General features: G+C 57.4%; 13 protein-coding genes and 1 pseudogene. 10 read left to right on the top strand and 4 right to left on the bottom strand.

What is annotated here, in order from left to right; translation table 11 throughout:
• Positions 1–46: 46 nt before the first annotated feature.
• The 3 genes from ACFX4O_RS02905 to ACFX4O_RS02895 are packed head-to-tail and all read right to left on the bottom strand — an operon-like array spanning position 47 to position 2,314.
• The gene (locus tag ACFX4O_RS02905; RefSeq protein ID WP_380207135.1) at positions 47–526 is read right to left on the bottom strand and encodes a tetratricopeptide repeat protein; all 480 of its coding nucleotides are present in this window, start codon (positions 524–526) and stop codon (positions 47–49) included.
• A gap of 59 nt (positions 527–585) precedes the next feature.
• Positions 586–1,884, bottom strand: a complete 1,299-nt coding sequence (locus ACFX4O_RS02900) for a PQQ-dependent sugar dehydrogenase (protein ID WP_380207133.1) — start codon at positions 1,882–1,884, stop codon at positions 586–588.
• A 10-nt stretch (positions 1,885–1,894) separates the two neighbouring features.
• Complete coding sequence (locus ACFX4O_RS02895) at positions 1,895–2,314, bottom strand: DUF2231 domain-containing protein (RefSeq protein WP_380207131.1); 420 nt, start codon at positions 2,312–2,314, stop codon at positions 1,895–1,897.
• Positions 2,315–2,600: 286 nt separating this feature from the next.
• On the opposite strand from ACFX4O_RS02895, the gene ACFX4O_RS02890 reads away from it, so the two are divergent.
• The 7 genes and pseudogenes from ACFX4O_RS02890 (at position 2,601) to ACFX4O_RS02860 (ending at position 10,012) form a co-directional block, all read left to right on the top strand.
• Entirely contained in the window at positions 2,601–4,697 is a 2,097-nt protein-coding gene (locus tag ACFX4O_RS02890) for a TonB-dependent receptor (RefSeq protein WP_380207129.1), read from the top strand.
• A gap of 36 nt (positions 4,698–4,733) precedes the next feature.
• Positions 4,734–5,642, top strand: a complete 909-nt coding sequence (locus ACFX4O_RS02885; RefSeq protein ID WP_380207127.1) for an ABC transporter substrate-binding protein — start codon at positions 4,734–4,736, stop codon at positions 5,640–5,642.
• Positions 5,639–6,625: a FecCD family ABC transporter permease gene (locus ACFX4O_RS02880; protein WP_380207125.1), complete on the top strand. Its 987-nt coding sequence runs from the start codon at positions 5,639–5,641 to the stop codon at positions 6,623–6,625. Before ACFX4O_RS02885 ends, ACFX4O_RS02880 begins: the two co-directional genes overlap by 4 nt.
• The gene (locus ACFX4O_RS02875; RefSeq protein ID WP_380207123.1) at positions 6,615–7,646 is read left to right on the top strand and encodes a FecCD family ABC transporter permease; all 1,032 of its coding nucleotides are present in this window, start codon (positions 6,615–6,617) and stop codon (positions 7,644–7,646) included. Before ACFX4O_RS02880 ends, ACFX4O_RS02875 begins: the two co-directional genes overlap by 11 nt.
• A gap of 15 nt (positions 7,647–7,661) precedes the next feature.
• The gene (locus ACFX4O_RS02870; RefSeq protein ID WP_380207121.1) at positions 7,662–8,456 is read left to right on the top strand and encodes an ABC transporter ATP-binding protein; all 795 of its coding nucleotides are present in this window, start codon (positions 7,662–7,664) and stop codon (positions 8,454–8,456) included.
• A complete protein-coding gene (locus tag ACFX4O_RS02865; protein WP_380207119.1) occupies positions 8,443–9,189 on the top strand; it encodes an IucA/IucC family C-terminal-domain containing protein in 747 nt (248 codons plus the stop codon). The genes ACFX4O_RS02870 and ACFX4O_RS02865 overlap by 14 nt, the downstream gene beginning before the upstream one ends.
• A 62-nt stretch (positions 9,190–9,251) precedes the next feature.
• A pseudogene (locus ACFX4O_RS02860) lies at positions 9,252–10,012 on the top strand (AraC family transcriptional regulator).
• On the opposite strand, the gene leuA reads toward ACFX4O_RS02860, so the two are convergent.
• Positions 10,002–11,672: a 2-isopropylmalate synthase gene (gene leuA, locus ACFX4O_RS02855; protein ID WP_380207117.1), complete on the bottom strand. Its 1,671-nt coding sequence runs from the start codon at positions 11,670–11,672 to the stop codon at positions 10,002–10,004. The pseudogene ACFX4O_RS02860 and the gene leuA overlap by 11 nt on opposite strands.
• Positions 11,673–11,854: 182 nt before the next feature.
• Here leuA and ACFX4O_RS02850 point away from each other — a divergent pair, with 182 nt between their 5' ends.
• The 3 genes from ACFX4O_RS02850 (at position 11,855) to ACFX4O_RS02840 (ending at position 17,046) form a co-directional block, all read left to right on the top strand.
• Complete coding sequence (locus ACFX4O_RS02850; protein WP_131406227.1) at positions 11,855–12,052, top strand: hypothetical protein; 198 nt, start codon at positions 11,855–11,857, stop codon at positions 12,050–12,052.
• A gap of 1 nt (position 12,053) precedes the next feature.
• A complete protein-coding gene (locus ACFX4O_RS02845) occupies positions 12,054–12,824 on the top strand; it encodes a hypothetical protein (protein ID WP_380207115.1) in 771 nt (256 codons plus the stop codon).
• A gap of 277 nt (positions 12,825–13,101) precedes the next feature.
• Entirely contained in the window at positions 13,102–17,046 is a 3,945-nt protein-coding gene (locus ACFX4O_RS02840; protein WP_380207113.1) for a beta strand repeat-containing protein, read from the top strand.
• The last annotated feature ends 97 nt before the right edge of the window (positions 17,047–17,143 follow it).

Here is a 17,143-nt window from a genome sequence, read left to right as displayed (position 1 = left end):
CGGCATCCACTGCTGGTGCGCTGCGGAAAATGGCATCGGTAAACCGTCACCAGCGTTGATGCGGGTGCTGCGCGTAGTGGTGCAGCACCGCTTTATAGGGTTCGGTGCGAGCGTCGGGATGTTGGATAATCGACGCCAGCAGCACGGCAATGGCGTTGTCGTGTTCACCAAGATTATGCAGGCACAGGGCATAAAAAGGCCGCACTTCACTCGCCTGCGGCCAGCTTGCCATAATCTCTTCAAACAGACTTTTCGCCTGCGCATATTTCCCCAGACAGCGCCACGTTGACGCCAGACCGAACTGCGCTTCGAACTTGTCTTCGCCGCTTAATCCGGCTTCGAGCGCCGCCAGGTAGTGAGGCTCGGCGTCACGTTCTTTGCCTTCGTTATCATACGACCAGGCAATATTCAGCAACGCCTGCGCGCGTAGCGCGGGCTCTTCTGTCAGGGCTTGCAGCGCCCGACGGCTTTTATCGTGTTGACCCTGTTTACGCAGCGCAATCGCTGCCTGCAATCTGCTGTCCATCGTTTTCATCCATTCAGCGTGTCTGAACGTTATAAAGCAGGCAACAGGCAGCGACAAGTTTAGCGAGCGCTGATTCGCCAGATGGCGTTACCGGCGTCGTCGGCAATCAGCACGCCGCCTTGTTTATCCATCGCCAGCCCGACCGGCAGGCCGCGCACTTGTTTCTGGTCATCGGTCAGAAAACCGCTCACTACTGGCTGCGGTTGTCCAACCGGTTTGCCGTTCTCAAATTTCACCCACACCACCTGGTAGCCATTGAGCGGTGTGCGGTTCCAGCTACCGTGCTCGCTGATAAACGCGCCGCCGCGATACTGCGGCATGTTGTCGCCGGTATAGAACAAGAAGCCAAGTGGTGCGACGTGCGAGCTGAGTGCGTAATCCGGCTTGATGGCCTGCGCCACTAAGTCGGGGCGCGGCGGTTTAACGCGTTCGTCCACATGTTGGCCAAAGTAGCTATATGGCCAGCCGTAGAAACCCTTCTCTTTTACCGAGGTCATGTAGTCCGGCACCAGATCGGAGCCAATCTCGTCGCGCTCGTTGACGATCGCCCATAACGCACCGCTTTCAGGCTCCCATTGCAGTCCGGTTGGGTTACGCAGCCCGCTGGCATAAATGCGGCTTGCGCCGGTGGCGGCATCCACTTCCAGCACTGCCGCCCGGTGATATTCCGCGCCGATGCCGTTTTCGGTGATGTTGCTGTTGGAACCCACGCCCACATAAAGTTTGCTGCCGTCAGGGCTGGCGAGCAGGGATTTCGTCCAGTGATGGTTAATTGGCCCGCCGGGCAGTTCGGTGACGGTTTCTCCCGGCGCGCTGAGGGTGGTTTCCCCTTGTTTATAGGGGAATTTCACCAGGCTGTCGGCGTTGGCGACCCACAAGGTATTACCAATCAACTGCATACCAAACGGTGAGTGCAAGTTTTCAATAAATGTGTGTTTCTGCCATGTACCCGCCACGTTACGCAGCAGGGTGATGCGGTTGCCGCCAGGGCCGCCTTTGCCGGAGGCTTTTTGCACCAGGCCCATAATCAGCTGTTTCGGGCGCGTGGTCGGGTTTTCCGGGGCATTGGCCTCGGCGACCAGAATGTCGTTATTCGGCAAAACGTACAGCTGGCGCGGATGCAGCAAACCATCCGCCACTTTTTCAATTTTTAACCCCGCTGGCACTTTGGGTGTTTCTCCCGCTTTCCACGCCACGCCTTTTGGCACCTGCATCGGCGGTAACAGGAAATTCTGCGCCTTAGGTAGCTCCGGCTCGGGGCCAACTTGCTTCATCGGGTCTACGTTTGCACCCTGATCGCAAGCGGTGAGCAGGGCGGCGAGTGCGGTAACTGTCAGTAAGCGATTACACATATTCATGGTTTTTTCCTTACTGGACACGAGTGCGCAGGGCGAGTTGAATATGGGCAATCAGCAGCAAAATCACCACCGCCGTTGAGAGGAACACGCCAAGCGGCACCACCGCGTAAGCATCCCGGCTGTGCACAAAGGCGTTAAAAATCGCCAGCACAATAGCTACCAGCCAGAGCCAGAAATGGATTTTTTCCACGTTCGTAACGCTATGCCGTTGCGTCACCCAAACCTGCACAAGGTTGATGAGCCGGGGAAGGATGGCAATCAACAGACCGATAGCGATAAGCCAGCTTGCCGCGTCGGTCCACATAATTTGAAAGGTGTTGAGGTACAGAATATCGAAGATCCACGCCGCCACAAAAAAGCCGGTGGGTAGCGGGTTAAAGAGTTCGTAAAGCGCAAGCGTCGCGCGCGATGGCCCGGAGAGTGTTTGCATTGGTCTTTCCTTTTGGTGGAAACAAGCGGGATAAGCCACAGGATCTGCTTGTTAAAGGGTAGACCGCTTACACAAAATTTAATTAATTTTGCTTATGTGTTGCGTTTGTTCCATTCACGTCGCGCTATTCCTGCGTGTCTCAATTTCGCCTGGAAAATATTCACTTTACATTCTTTTGTCGGTAATGATAATCAGTATCAAAATGTTTCTTATTGTTGTCATTTGATTTTGTTACGGAATGATCCCCGCAAAAAGTGGGGAATAATAAAAATTGAGGGTTGTTTAGATGAGAATTTCCCCTTTGTACGGCGCGATGGCTCTGCTTTTCGCCTCGCCACTTTATGCGCAGGATGCGAAAAATAGTGATGATGAACTGATTGTGACCGCCACCCGAACCGACGGTTCGCGTAATGATTCCCCGCAGGTCATCAAAGTCATCAGTGAAAAAGAGATTGCCCAGCAGCGGCAAATCACCTCCGATACCTCGCAGATCCTCAGCAATCTGCTGCCGTCATTTTCACCATCACGACAGAAAATGTCCGGCAGTGGCGAAACGCTGCGCGGGCGCACGCCGCTGGTGATGATTGACGGCATACCGCAATCAAACCCGCTGCGTCCGACCGGGCGCGAAATGCATACCATTGATGCCTCGATGATCGAGCGCATTGAGGTGATCAAAGGGGCGAACGCCAGCAACGGCGTCGGTGCGACGGGCGGGGTGATCAACATCATCACCAAACGCGCGAAACCGGGCACCGTCAACCAGCACGTCAGCGTGGAAACCACCACGCCCACGGCGGAATTTGACCGCGATACACTTTCCTATAAAACCAACTACAGCATCAATGGCAGCGAAGAGTACATCGATTACCTGTTCGCACTGAGCTACGAAGATCAGGGGCTGTTCAAAGACGCCGATAACCATGCCATTGGCGTGGATAACACGCAGGGCGATTTGATGGATTCCCGCGCCTGGGATCTGCTGGCGAAAGTGGGTTACTGGCTGGATAACGATCAGCGCGTACAACTGAGCCTTAACCGCTATCGACTGAAAAATAAAGATAACTATGTCAGCGTGCGAGGCGATCGCGATGACGGTGTATTAACAACTTCGAAGAAAGGTAACCCGCCAGGCAGCGCGCCGCACAATGATGTGTGGACGGTGGGCGCCACCTACGATAACTACAATCTGGCAGGCATGAAACTGACGGCGCTGGCCTACTATCAGCGTTATGAAGCGCTGTTCGGCGCCACCAATTCCTCGTCGTTCCAGGACCCAGCCATTGCTCCCATTGGCACGCTGTACGATCAGAGCCGTGCGTATACCGATAAGTACGGCAGCAAAATCGCGCTCACCAAAGATGATCTCTGGGATGACCGCATAAAAGCGACGGTGGGTTTCGATACCCTGTTTGATAACTCGAAACAGGATTTATGGGCCACCGGGCGCACCTACGTGCCGGAAATTAACTACACCGATCTGTCACCGTTCCTGCAACTGGAATACACGCCAGTTGAATCGGTGAAATTAAGCGGCGGCGTGCGTTATGAATACGCCCGGCTGAATATCGACAGTTACCAAACCGTGTGGGCCAACGACCGGGTAACCGTGGAAGGCGGCACGCCATCGTTCGACCAGACGCTGTATAACGCCGGTGTGGTCTGGACGCCGGTTGAACCGTTAAGCCTGTTCGCCAGCTACAGCGAAGGGTTTACCGTGCCGGATGTCGGGCGCGTGTTGCGCGGCATCGACACGCCGGGCATTAAACTGGATGACTACAACGGTCTGAAACCGATCGTCACCAAAAACAGCGAAATCGGTTTTCGCGTACAACACGCGCCGTTTGATTTCGAAGCCAGTTACTACCAGTCGACCTCGAAGCTCGGCAGTCGCGTTGAGCTGGTCAACGACGCGTTTGTCGCTCGTCGCGAAAAGACCGAGATTGACGGTGTGGAAGTGAGCGCCGGTTACAGCCCGAATGCCGATCACAAATTAACCTTGTCGTGGTCACACATGCGCGGCCGGTATGACAGCGACGACAACGGCAGCCTGGATGCGAAACTCGATGGCTTAAACATCGCCCCGGATCGCATCATCGCCAGCTGGTCGGCAAACTGGAATGCGCAGTTGAGCACCTTCCTGCAAGCCAACTGGGCGCTCAGCAAGAAATTCGACGATGCGGAAAAAGACTTTTCCGGCTATGCGCTGGTGGATGCGGCGGTCGGCTACAAGCTGCCGTACGGGCAGGTGAGCCTTGGAATTTCTAACCTGCTGAATAAACAGTACATCACCTACTATTCGCAAAGCGCGTCTGTTGATCCGGATCGCTATTTCGCCGGGCGGGGTCGCACCGCGACGCTGGGCTACAGTCTCGATTTCTGAGTATAACCGCCCCGTTGAGCGGGGCGGTTTGAGTGGATGATGAAAAACGAACTCGCTTTCTCTCTTTCGCGCCGACGCGGCTTGCAGGCGCTACTGTTGTGCAGTGTTTCACCCACGCTGTTTGCCAAACCCGGCGTGCCGCGCGCGGTTTCTCTGTTTCAGGGGGCAACCGACAGCCTGGCCGCGCTGGGTGTTACGCCCTGCGGCATTGTTGAATCCTGGGCGGAAAAACCAGTCTACCGCTATTTGCGCTCGCAGCTTTCCGGCGTACCACAGCTGGGGCTGGAGACGCAGCCCGCGCTGGAAAAGATCGCGCTGCTGCAACCCGATATCATTTTTGCTTCCCGTTTTCGCCACCAGGATGTCGCGCCTTTAATGGCGAAAATCGCCCCTGTTACGCTGCTGGACGATGTTTTTGAATTCAAAAAAACGCTGACGGTAGTGGCGCAAAAACTCGCCCTGACAAACACCGCCGCGCAACTGCTCCAGCGCTGGGATGCGCGTATCGCTGCGCTGCGCAGCCTGATGCAACAACGTTTTGCCGGGCAGCCAGCGCCGCAGGTGTCGGTGATTGAAGTGCGCCCTGACCACATTCGCAGCTATGTGGCGAACAGCTTTCCCGGCTCGGTGATGTCCGAAGTGGGATTTGCCTGGAACGATCAGGCCCTGCAGGCGCAAAGCGCGTCGTTGCGCTTTTCCAGCATGGAGAATATTCCGCTGCTGGATGCCGATCTGTTTTTTATTTTGCTGCGGGCCAACAGCCCGGCCATCATGCGCCAGTACCACACGCTAACGGCACACCCACTGTGGCAGCAACTTCGCGCGGTGAAAACGCGGCAACTGTGGGAGGTGGATAGCGTGCCGTGGAGCTTATCCGGCGGCATTCTTGGCGCTAACCAGATTCTCAGTGATGTCGAACAGGCGCTCAACCGGGGGCGCGTATGAGCGGGCGTTTTCTGCTCTGTGGCCTGCTGCTGGTGGCGCTGATGTTGCTCAGCATAATGACTGGCGCGCGGTTTTATTCATTCACCCAACTGACGCAGGCGCTGCTGCATGCCGATCCCACCAGCGCGGTGGATATCATTATTCGCACCTCGCGTTTGCCGCGCACACTGCTGGCCGTTGGCGTGGGCGCGTTTCTCGCCGTGGCGGGTGCGTTGATGCAGACATTGACCCGCAATCCGCTGGCCTCGCCGGGGCTGTTTGGTGTCAATGCGGGCGCGGCGCTGTTGATTGTGCTGGCGGGTAGTTTTTTTGCCATCGGCGATCCGTGGGTCACACTGCTGTTGGCTTTTAGTGGTGCGTGCGCCACCGGCACGCTGGTGTGGTTTGCCAGTAAAGTCAGTAACGGGCAGCTTAATCCGCTGCGGCTGGTGCTGGCGGGTGTGGCGATCACCGCGCTGTGCAATGCGTTTACCCAGGCCATTCTCGTTATCGATCAGGAAAGTCTCGACACCATGTTGTTCTGGCTGGCCGGTAGCCTGGCGGGCAACGATGCGCAGCACGTATACCCGATGTTGCTCCCCGGGGCGCTGCTGGTGGTTGCCGCCTGTTTTTTCGCCGGGCAGATGAACGTGCTCAACGCCGGAGAAGAGATTGCCCGTGGCCTGGGGCTAAACATCGCGCTGGTGCGACTGCTGGCGAGCATGCTGGTGGTGGGGCTGGCGGGATGCGCCGTGGCGCTGGCGGGAAATGTCGGCTTTGTCGGGCTGATGGTGCCGCATATGGCGCGCCAGTTATTTGGCAGCGACCTGCGCCAGACACTTCCGGCCTGCGCCTTGCTCGGCGCGTTACTGTTACTGGCCGCAGACATCGCGGCGCGCGTGGTTATTCTGCCGCAGGAGTTGCCGGTTGGCGTGATGACCGCACTGATGGGCGCGCCGTTTTTTATCCTGCTGGCACAACGCAGGGGGAACCATGCCGGATAGCCAGCTTTTCCGCTGCGGGCCGTTTTCCCGCGACTACTCCCGGCGTTTACTCCCGCTATTACTCGCTTGCTCGGCGATGACTTTGCTGGTCGCGCTGGTGGCATTGAGTATTGGCGATGTGGCGTTCTCGCTGCCGCAAACGCTTCGATTGCTGGTGCAGCCGGACGCAAGCACGCACAGTTTTATTCTGCATCAGTTGCGTTTGCCGCGCGTGGCGCTGGCGATGCTGGCAGGCGGCGGGCTGGGGCTTGCCGGGTTGATCATGCAAACGCTAGTGCGCAACCCGCTGGCATCGCCGGATACGCTCGGCGTAACCGCCGGGGCGAGTGCCGGTGCGTTGCTGTGGCTCTCCTTTTTCAGCCTGCAATATGGCAGCGCGCTCTTGCCGTATGCGGCGATGGGCGGCGCGGCCTGTGCCGTCGGGCTGATCTTTCTGCTCTCGTGGCGCAGAGGTCTGACGCCGTTGCGGCTGATCCTCACCGGTGTTGGCGTTTCAGCCCTGGCGGGTGCGGTAGTGACGCTGGTGCTGGTGTTCAGCCCGCTGACCACCACTTTTTCTGCCTGGGTATGGTTGAGCGGCAGCGTGTATGCCGCCACCTGGGACAAAGTGCTGCGCCTGCTGGCGGTGTATGCATGGGCGTTGCCGGTGCTGCTGTTTCTGACGCGCTATCTGAAAACCCTGCAACTGGACGACGCGCTTGCCATCGGCCTTGGCGTACGGGTGCAGCCGCTGCGGGTGCTGTTACTGCTAAGTTGTGTGGTGCTCTCCGGCGGGGCGATTGCGCAAGTAGGCGCGATGGCGTTTGTCGGGCTGATTGCGCCGCACCTGGCAAGGCTTGTGGTGCGTCAGGGCTTTTTCGGTCAGGCGTTTGTCACCATTTGTAGCGCTGGCAGTATGGTGGTTATCGCCGACCTGTTCGCCAGAACGCTATTCCGGCCTGCTGATTTACCGGCAGGGATTTTTGTGGCGCTGGCCGGGGCGCCGTTCTTTTTGTGGCTGCTGATTCGGCAGCGGACGTAATCTGATGGGGAAAATGTGTCTCTCTCAACGCAAAAGCTGAGTGTCAGCTATCAACAGCGGCAGGTGATTAACGCGCTGGATTTAACTCTGCCTGGTGCGAAAGTCTCGGTGCTGATTGGCAGCAACGGCTGTGGCAAAAGCACGCTGCTCAAAGCCATGGCGCGCTTGCTGACGCTGCAATCTGGCACCGTTATTCTTGATGGTCTGGATATTCACGCCAGCAATACGGCGGAGATTGCCCGCAAGCTGGCCATTTTGCCGCAAACGCCTGTCGCGCCAGAAGGTATCACGGTGCGTCAGTTGGTGAGTCTGGGGCGTTTTCCTTATCAGAACTGGCTGCGCCAGTGGTCGCAAGAGGATGAGCAGCAGGTGAATGCCGCGCTGCGCCTGACAGGAACCGACGCGTTGCAGCATCGCCCGGTAGATGCGTTATCCGGCGGGCAGCGCCAGCGCGTGTGGATTGCTATGACGCTGGCGCAGGCCACGGATACACTCCTGCTGGACGAACCGACCACCTATCTCGATCTGGCGCACCAAATTGAGATCCTCGAACTGTTGCGCCAGCTCAACCGACAGCAGGGCAAAACCATTGTGATGGTTTTGCACGATCTCAACCTCGCCTGCCGTTATGCCGATCATCTCGTCGCTGTGCATGACGGGCGTGTTTATGCCGAGGGTACGCCGCAGCAGATAATGACCGAAACGCTGGTCAATGACGTGTTTAACCTGCGCTGTCGCATCATCGACGATCCTTTTTTCCATACGCCGTTGTGCATTCCTTTTCCGGGAGCGTCAGATGCTGACGGTTGACGAACGTTCGTATCTGCAACGCACTTTCCGTCTGCGTTCGCTGGCGCAAACCGACGCGCGCAGCGTACCGGCGCAGGCGATGTTGGATGCAAACACCTGCCGCGCAGTATTACAACGGGTGATGCCGTTGATTGGCGCGCCGGATCTGGCGATTGCCGCGTCGCTGCTCGCCAAACGGCTGGCATTTCTGGCCACGGGTAATGTGCTGTACGCGATGAGCGTGTTTGATAAAGGCTTGCCGTTAAGCCTTTACGCCAGCCGACTGGAGTACGCGCACGACAACGGGCTGTGGAACTCGTCGCTGCCGGTGGATGTCACGGTAACGCATTACCTTCCTGATCAGCGCGACGCGTGGCGCGAAACGGTGGTTGGCGCGCTGTTTCGCGACTATTTAGCGCCGTTGTGGCAGAGCCTGGCGCGGGTAAGCGGCCTGCCGGAAGCCATTTTATGGGAAAACACCGCCGTGCGCGTTTACTCGCTCTACCAGGGGCGAATGGAGGGGCTAAACGCCCAGCAGGCGCAGCGCCAGCAGGCGGATTTCGCCTGGCTGCTGGACGCGGCGGCACCAGAACTGTTTGGTGCCGCCTGGAATCCGCTGAAGCGCTTTCGCCGACCGGCGCAAAAAGACGCGGCGGGCAAGATGGTGCGTTTTCGCCGCACCTGCTGTTTTTATTACAAAGCCTCAACGCCGGTGGAGTATTGCCATAACTGCCCGCTGTGCCGGGAGAAATAAATGACAGCAGGCGCGGCGGTGATTAAGGTAATGTCACCCTGCAAAATAACAACGGTCACGCCGTGAAACAGACATTCGCCCTCGATTTTTCCCACCGCACGGTGATCCCTTACGCCCATGATTATCGGCATGGTGAACATGAACACTGGCATACGCATCCGTGCGATCAACTGATTCACACCCTGAGCGGGGTGATCCGCGTGGAAACGCAGCAGGGCATGTGGATTGTGCCGCCTGGCCGTGGCGTATGGATACCGGCGCAGGTTTCCCACGCGCTGCGAATTGATGGTGAAGTGCAGGCGCGCGGCGTGTTTGTCGAACCGCTGGCGCGAGCTGATTTACCGATGGTGTGCCAGGTGGTGCGCGTCAGCGATTTGCTGCGCGCGTTGATTCTGAATGCGCTGGAATTGCCAGAGGCGTATCAGGCTGGCAGCCGTGCGGAGCGTATTTATGAACTGATCCTTGATGAAATCCGCCTGATGAATACGCTACCGTTTTGCCTGCCGGAACCCACTTCCGCGCGGTTAAAACAGCTTTGTGATGCGGTGCGATGTGAGCCGGCGGGTGAATGGACGCTGGAAAACGCCGCTCGCTAGGTCAACATGAGCGGGCGAACCTTGTCGCGCCACTTTTACCAGCAAACCGGGTTGCAGTTTAGCGAATGGTTACGACGGGCGCGTTTGCTGGCGGCGTTAACCCGCTGGCGCATGGCGAGCCGGTCACGCAAGTGGCGCTGGAGTGCGGTTATGCCAACCCCAGCGCTTTCAGCGCCATGTTTCGCCGGGTGATGGGCGTACCGCCCGGCGATTACTTTACGTCGTAATAAAGGGCTGTGCGGCATTTAACACTGCCTGCAACGAGGCGCGGGTAATGTCGCTATCGATACTGACACCCCAGGCGTGCGTGCCGTGCTTATCCTCGCAGCAGACATAGGCGACCGAGCGGCTGTCGCTGTGCTTACCGAGCGTATGCTCATGGTAGCTCTCAATGTTGATTTCCACCTGCAAGCTGCGGCATAGCGCAGTGATGGCGGTGGAAAGAAAACCGTTGCCGCTGGCGTCAAGCTTCAGTTTTTTGTCGTGGCAAAGTATCTCCGCCTGTAATGTGGTGCGCTGCCCCGGCTGGTTGGTGCAGACATATTCAATCAGTTGCAGTGACGGTTGCTCTACCAGTCCGTAGCGCTGGCGAAACAGGTTCCAGATAGCCATTTGCGACATCTCTTTGCCTTCCGCATCCGCCGCCTCCTGCACATGCTGGCTGAATTCCTGCTGAAGTTTGCGTGGCAAATTCAGACCGTGGTTCTGCTCCAGAAGCCATGCCGCGCCGCTCTTGCCCGACTGGCTATTCACGCGGATAACCGCTTCGTAACTACAACCGATATCCGCCGGATCGAGCGGCAAATAAGGCACTTCCCAGAATGCAGCCGGGTTGTTTTGCCGCGCGGCAAAGCCTTTTTTAATCGCGTCCTGATGCGAACCGGAAAAGGCCGTGAACACCAGTTCTCCAGCATAGGGATGGCGCGGCGCAACCGGTAACTGGTTGCACTCTTCAACGATCTCAACCACCTTTTTCATCTGGCTGAAATCCAGCCCCGGCGCGATGCCCTGGGTATAGAGATTCAGCGCCAGCGTCACCAGGTCGGCATTGCCGGTGCGCTCGCCGTTGCCAAACAGACAGCCTTCCACGCGCTCCGCACCGGCGAGCAGCGCCAGTTCGGCACTGGCAATCCCGGTTCCGCGATCGTTATGAGTATGCACGCTGATGCACACCTGCTCGCGGCGCGAGAAGTGGCGGCAAAAGTGCTCAATCTGGTCGGCATACACATTCGGCATGCTCACTTCCACCGTGGCTGGCAGGTTGATGATCATCGGCCGTGTCGCGCCCGGTTCCCAGACATCGGCGACGGCTTCGCAAATCGCCAGCGCAAACTCCGCTTCGGTAAAACAGAAGGTTTCCGGCGAGTACTGGAAAATCCACTCGGTTTCCGGTGCGTTTTCGCACAGCCGACGAATATGCTGCGCCGCGTTCACCGCCAGCGCGACGATCTCCTCGCGGCTCTGGCGAAAGACCTGCTCGCGAAACACCGGCGCGGTGGCGTTATACAGATGCACCGTGGCGCGTTTCGCGCCTTGCAGCGCAGCAAAAGTGCGGGTAATCAGATCTTCCCGCGCCTGAGTTAATACCTGAATGGTTACATCGTCCGGAATGCGTTGTTCCTCAATCAACTGGCGCACGAAATTGAAATCCGTTTGCGAGGCGGACGGGAACGCCACTTCAATCTCTTTAAAACCGCAGTCGAGCAGCAATTGCCAGAATTTCAGCTTACGCGCGGCGTCCATTGGCTCAGCGAGGGCCTGGTTGCCGTCGCGCAAATCGGTAGAGAGCCAGCGCGGCGCGCAGTTCAGCGCGTTATCCGGCCAGCGGCGATCGCGCAGCGCTACGGGCGTGTGACGTTGATATTTCTCAGCAGGGGTCGTTAACATTTTTCGGGTCTCCGCAGGGTGTGGTTTCAGTTTCCACGCCGTGACCCTCCGCTGCGCCCGCACAGCGGACAACGTATTGCGTAAAAGTGACAATCTGATCGAAAAGCCGTGCGGCAGTAGGAACCGGATGAAAACCGCCACACGCGCTACAGGGTTTCTATACTTGGCTGCGGAGGTAAGAGATGAAAAAAATGTTGTATTCATTATTCGCAAGCCCGGACAGATTGTTGCAGGTGATGAGCCACAATGAAATTCAGGACGCGATTGAAGATGGCGAACGTATCGTTGTCGATGCCGATGGCAATACGTCGGTGAATATCCATTGCCAGCGCGTGCAGGAAGATTTCAAACGCCACGTCGACACGTTAAAGAGGGCGTAGCATGGGAACGGCAATCTTTATGGTGTTAATGGTCTGCGGCTACTGGTATACCTCGCACGATCTTTCCACCCGCTTTAAATTCAAACGCAGCTTCGGCTGGGATGTGTACTTTCTGGTGGCGCTGTATGGCTGCGTTTTTGTGTTGCAAGGGATCCTGGCGACGGCGCTGTTGTGGTTGTGTCTGTTGATGGCATCGGTGGTGATGAACGCATGGCCTGCGGTCTTTGGCCCGGAACAGCACCATTTGCACATGAGTTTTATGAACTGGAGCTTTTTGGGTATCCAGGCACCGGTGGTGATTATGCTCGCCTTTGCGGTGTTCTTTTGCCTGTGGCGCTCGAACTGGTCCGGCAGCGCCAGGCTGGACAGCAATGGCCGCCGCGAGCTGTATAAACACCTTTCGCGTGCCAATGGCGTTGAAGGGCTGATTTATCAGTGTATGGAGATGGGCGATCTGGCGTGGATCACACTCAAATCACAGCGCATCTACATTGGCATGATCCACACCGCGACTTTTGATAGCGGCGATGCCAATAATATTGTGCTGATCCCGATGCTCAGCGGCTATCGCGATGAAAGTACCCTTGATCTGCACGTCGAGCACAACTACAGCGCCTGGTATGACGCGCATAATATTGATCTCGCCTCACAGCCCCGCTCGGCGCTCGATTTTCGCAAAGTGCTGCTGCTTTCGCAGGTTGAAAGTTTGTCGCTGTTCGACCCGGCGCAAGTAATGGCGATGGGGATCAACCGTGTAACCACGCAGAATTGACCACGTAGACTGGCCGGGTCAGCACACTGCTACCCGGCAGAACATCCCTCTTATCAATCGCTTATTTTTATTTGTGAAAATAAGCCACGAGATGTGTCCGAAATGATAAAGATTTATCTTAAGGTGACGATAACCATATTGTTACAGCGCATTTACATAATTCTGCAATAGCGACAGTTCAGACCTGTTGAGCTGCAAGGGATGTAACGTTGCTTTGCAAATAGCAACTTGCGAGTAAACACCCATTACTCTTCTTGCCATCACAGGAATGATGCCCATGACATCATCGTTTTGCCGATCTTCAGCTCAGCACCAGAGCAGTCACACGCCACCGGTTTTCACGAAACGTTTTATCGCGCTGTTTGTCAGCGCCCTTTGCGCCGCACCGGCGCTGGCGGGCGAGTTGCCCACCGGTGCGAATGTCGCAGCGGGGCAGGTTTCCATTGGACAAAATGGTTCCGCCGTCACGGTGAACCAGCACTCCAGTACGGCGATTGTTAACTGGAACAGTTTCTCCGTCGGCAAGGGCAATTCGGTCGATTTCGTTCAACCGAGCAGCTCTTCCGCGATCCTTAACCGCGTCACTGGCGCAACAAAATCTACTATCGCCGGTTCGATAACGGCCAATGGTCAGGTCTACCTGGTGAACCCGAACGGCATTGCTATTACGCCGAGCGGCACGGTAAAAACCGGCGGCGGCTTTGTTGCCTCGACGCTGGATATTAAAGATGAAGACTTCCTGAAAGGTAAACGCGTCTTCAACGGCAACGGTTCGTCTGCCGAAGTAAGCAACGCGGGCGTGATAAGCGTTGGGCGCGGCGGCTATGCGGCATTGATTGGTGGCAACGTCAAAAACGACGGCTTAATCAATGTCCCGGTCGGCAAAGTGGGGCTGGGGGCAGGGGAATCGGCCACGCTGGATCTCTCCGGCGATGGCTTCTTGCAGGTTGCTGTACCGAGCAATTCCGGCGTGAAAGAGGCGCTGATCGACAACAGCGGCACCGTGTCGGCGCAGGGCGGTTCGGTTATCATGACTGCCGCTACCGCACGCAGTGCGGCGCGTAACGCTATCAACCTGAGCGGCGTGGTTGAAGCCGACAGCGTCAGCGGTCAGAACGGCTCTATCGTGATTGGCGGCGGCGAAGGCGGCAACGTGTCTCTTTCCGGCACGTTGAGCGCGAAATCAAGCGACGGTGTGGGCGGAAAAATCACCGTCACTGGCGACAACATTGCGCTGGCGGGCGCGAAGGTGGATGCGTCCGGCAAAACCGGTGGTGGCAAAATTAGCATCGGCGGCGAGCGCCAGGGCAAAGGCAGCACACAACGCGCCACCAACACACAAATTGACAGCGCCAGCCGCATCACGGCAGATGCCACAGCCCAGGGCAACGGCGGCGATGTGGTGGTGTGGTCGGATAATCAAACCACCTTCAGCGGTAAAATCAGCGCGCGCGGCGCGGGCAGCGGCAAAGGCGGCGAAGCGGAAGTCTCTGGCAAAGCCAAACTGGCCTACACCGGCAGCACCGATCTTTCTGCCGACAGCGGCAAGTTCGGCAACCTGCTGCTCGATCCGCATAACGTGGTGATCTCCACGGCGGCAGACAGCGGTACTGGTTTTAGCGCCAGCGCGGACGATAGCGTTATTAACGTGACCACGTTACAAAACGCGCTTTCTACCGCCAACGTCACGGTCTCCACCGGCTCGACTGGCAGCCAGAGCGGCGACATTACGCTTGCCACTAACCTTAGCTGGACGACCGACACCGCCTTAACGCTGGCGGCGGCGGGCAATATCATTCTTAACGGTAATATCTCAGCGACGGGCACGAATGCGGGCCTGGCGCTGAATTATGGTATCGGCAAAGATTACACGCTGCTCTCTGGCAAACAGATAACCATCCCTGGTGCGAATGCCTCATTGACCATTGGCGGGCAGAATTACACGTTGATCCGCACGATGGCGGATCTCGATGCCATTGACAGCACCGGGCTTGCGGGCAAATACGCGCTGGCGCAAAACATTCTTGCCATTGGCAACACATACACCTCTTCTCTGGTCGGCATTTCTTCCAGTGCGCCGTTTAGCGGCATCTTCACGGGGCTGGGACACACTATCTCCAGCCTGACAATTAACAGTGCGGATACCTATGTTGGTTTGTTCGGTTATAACACCGGCACCATCCGTAACATGGGGCTGAACTCGGCGCAGCTAACCGCGTCTTCGACGTCACCGTTCTACGCCGGGCTGCTGGCAGCCTACAACACCGGCACTATCGCCTATTCAACGGTACTTGGTTCATTGACCCGTTCGTCCGACGCCACGGCCTATATGGGCGGGCTGGTGGGTAACAACGCCGGGCAGATCTCCTACAGCCGTTCGGGGGCGTCAATTACTGCGACGAACACCGCTAACTGGTCTTACTGGGGCGGCCTGGTCGGGCAGAACAGCAAAAACATTACGCAAAGTTATTTCGATGGCTCTTTGAACCTCTCCGGCACCAGCGGTAACGGCTTGCAGTATGTCGGCGGTTTAACTGGCTACAACATGGCAGGCGGCACCATTAGCGCCAGTTACGCTTCCGGTAGCGTTACCGGCAGCGGGATGGGCGGCGCGATTGGCTATGTCGGCGGGCTGACAGGTAATAACGCCGGGAGTATCACTAACGTCTATTCCTCCGGCGTGATTAACGCGGGTTTGAACGCGCAGGCAGGCGGGCTGGCGGGCAGTAACACCGGAACGATCAGCGGTGGTATTGCAACCAACACCATCAACGTGACCTCAACCCCCAGCGCGATTGGCGGGCTGGTGGGTTCCAAAAGCGGGAGCGGAACGCTAACGAACCTCTACTGGAATAGCGATAACGTTGCGGCAGGTATCGGGCGCGGCGCGAACGGTACGGAAGCGATTACCGGTTTAACCGCTGCGCAAATGAACAACAGTGCGAGCTTTATCGGGCTGGATAATAAAGTCTGGGCGCCGGCCACCGGTTCCGCCGCGCCTGCGTTGTTTGGCGTTTCCGGCATTGTTGGCGTGGCGCAGACTGCTATCTATGGTACGAACCCGATTACGACTTACTACGGCGCCGGATTCTGGAACGCCGTCAGCGGCAGCCTGACTAACGGCCTGAGAAGCACCGATAACGTTGGCAGCTACGTGCTGGATACCACAGGTTTAAGTGCGGTCAAAGCCAATGGGCAGGCGGCCAGCATTGTGAGCGCTGGCGCAACGGTCACACCCGCGACACTTATCGTTGATATCGCCAATGCCAGCAAAGTGTATGGCCAGTTGCCGGGGGCGATAAATTACACCGCGCAAGGTCTGGTCAATGGCGATACCGTGAATGGTATGACCTATACCAGCACAGGGTTTGTCACAACCGCCAGTGTGGGCAGCTATAACATCGTGGGCAGCAACGCGACGGGTACCGGGCTTACCAACTACAACGTTGTTTATCACAACGGCAATCTGACCGTCACACCCGCGACGCTGACCATCACCGCTGCAAACGCCAGCAAGGTTTACGGCGATGCGGCGAACGTAAGTGGCTACAGCATTGTGGGCTTGTTAAACGGTGATACGGTAACGGATGTCGCGCTCAGCAGCGCTGGCGCCGCCATCACCGCGGGTGTGGGCAGTTATGCCATCAACGCCAGCAATGCGAACGGCAGCGGCTTGTCGAACTACACCATCAGCTACGGCGCGGGCTCGCTGAACGTGACGCCAGCGCAACTGGTGATTAACGCGGGCAACGCCAGCAAAACCTACGGCGACATTGCCAGCCTGAGCGATTACAGCGTGCTCGGCCTGCTCAATGGCGACACGGTGACTGGCGTGGCGCTGAACAGCGCAGGTTCAGCAGCGACCGCCAATGTTGGCAGCTATGGCATCAACGGTAGCGGTGCCACCGGTAACGGGCTGGGTAACTACATCATCAGCTATATCGACGGTACGCTTGTGGTGAATAGCCAGCCGAGTACACCCACCCCGACACCTACTCCGACACAGACGCCGGTATCAACGCCGTTAGCCGCCACTATTGGCAACCGTGTTTCTGCGCAGGATGTGACGCGTCAGTTAACCGGTAACACGATGCTGGTGACCCATGATGCCAGCAGCGCTGGTAGTGCGGATAACACGGTTATCGCCACGGCGGATCCTCGTCTGGCGGGTGCGGTTTGTTCCATGGGCGCGGATTTAGCCCTTTCCTGCTCCGGCAAGTAAAAATAAGAGATAACTCATGCGTTTATTTTCACAATCTTCATTTTTAGCACCGACATTGCTGAGCCTGAGTATCGCCGCGAGCTTACACGCAGGAGCC

This window comes from Kosakonia sp. YIM B13571 (assembly GCF_042788095.1).
GTDB classification, from domain to species: Bacteria; Pseudomonadota; Gammaproteobacteria; order Enterobacterales; family Enterobacteriaceae; genus Kosakonia; species Kosakonia quasisacchari.
The sequence above is the reverse complement of the archived record's forward strand: the minus strand, read 5'-3'. Positions and strand labels throughout refer to the sequence as shown.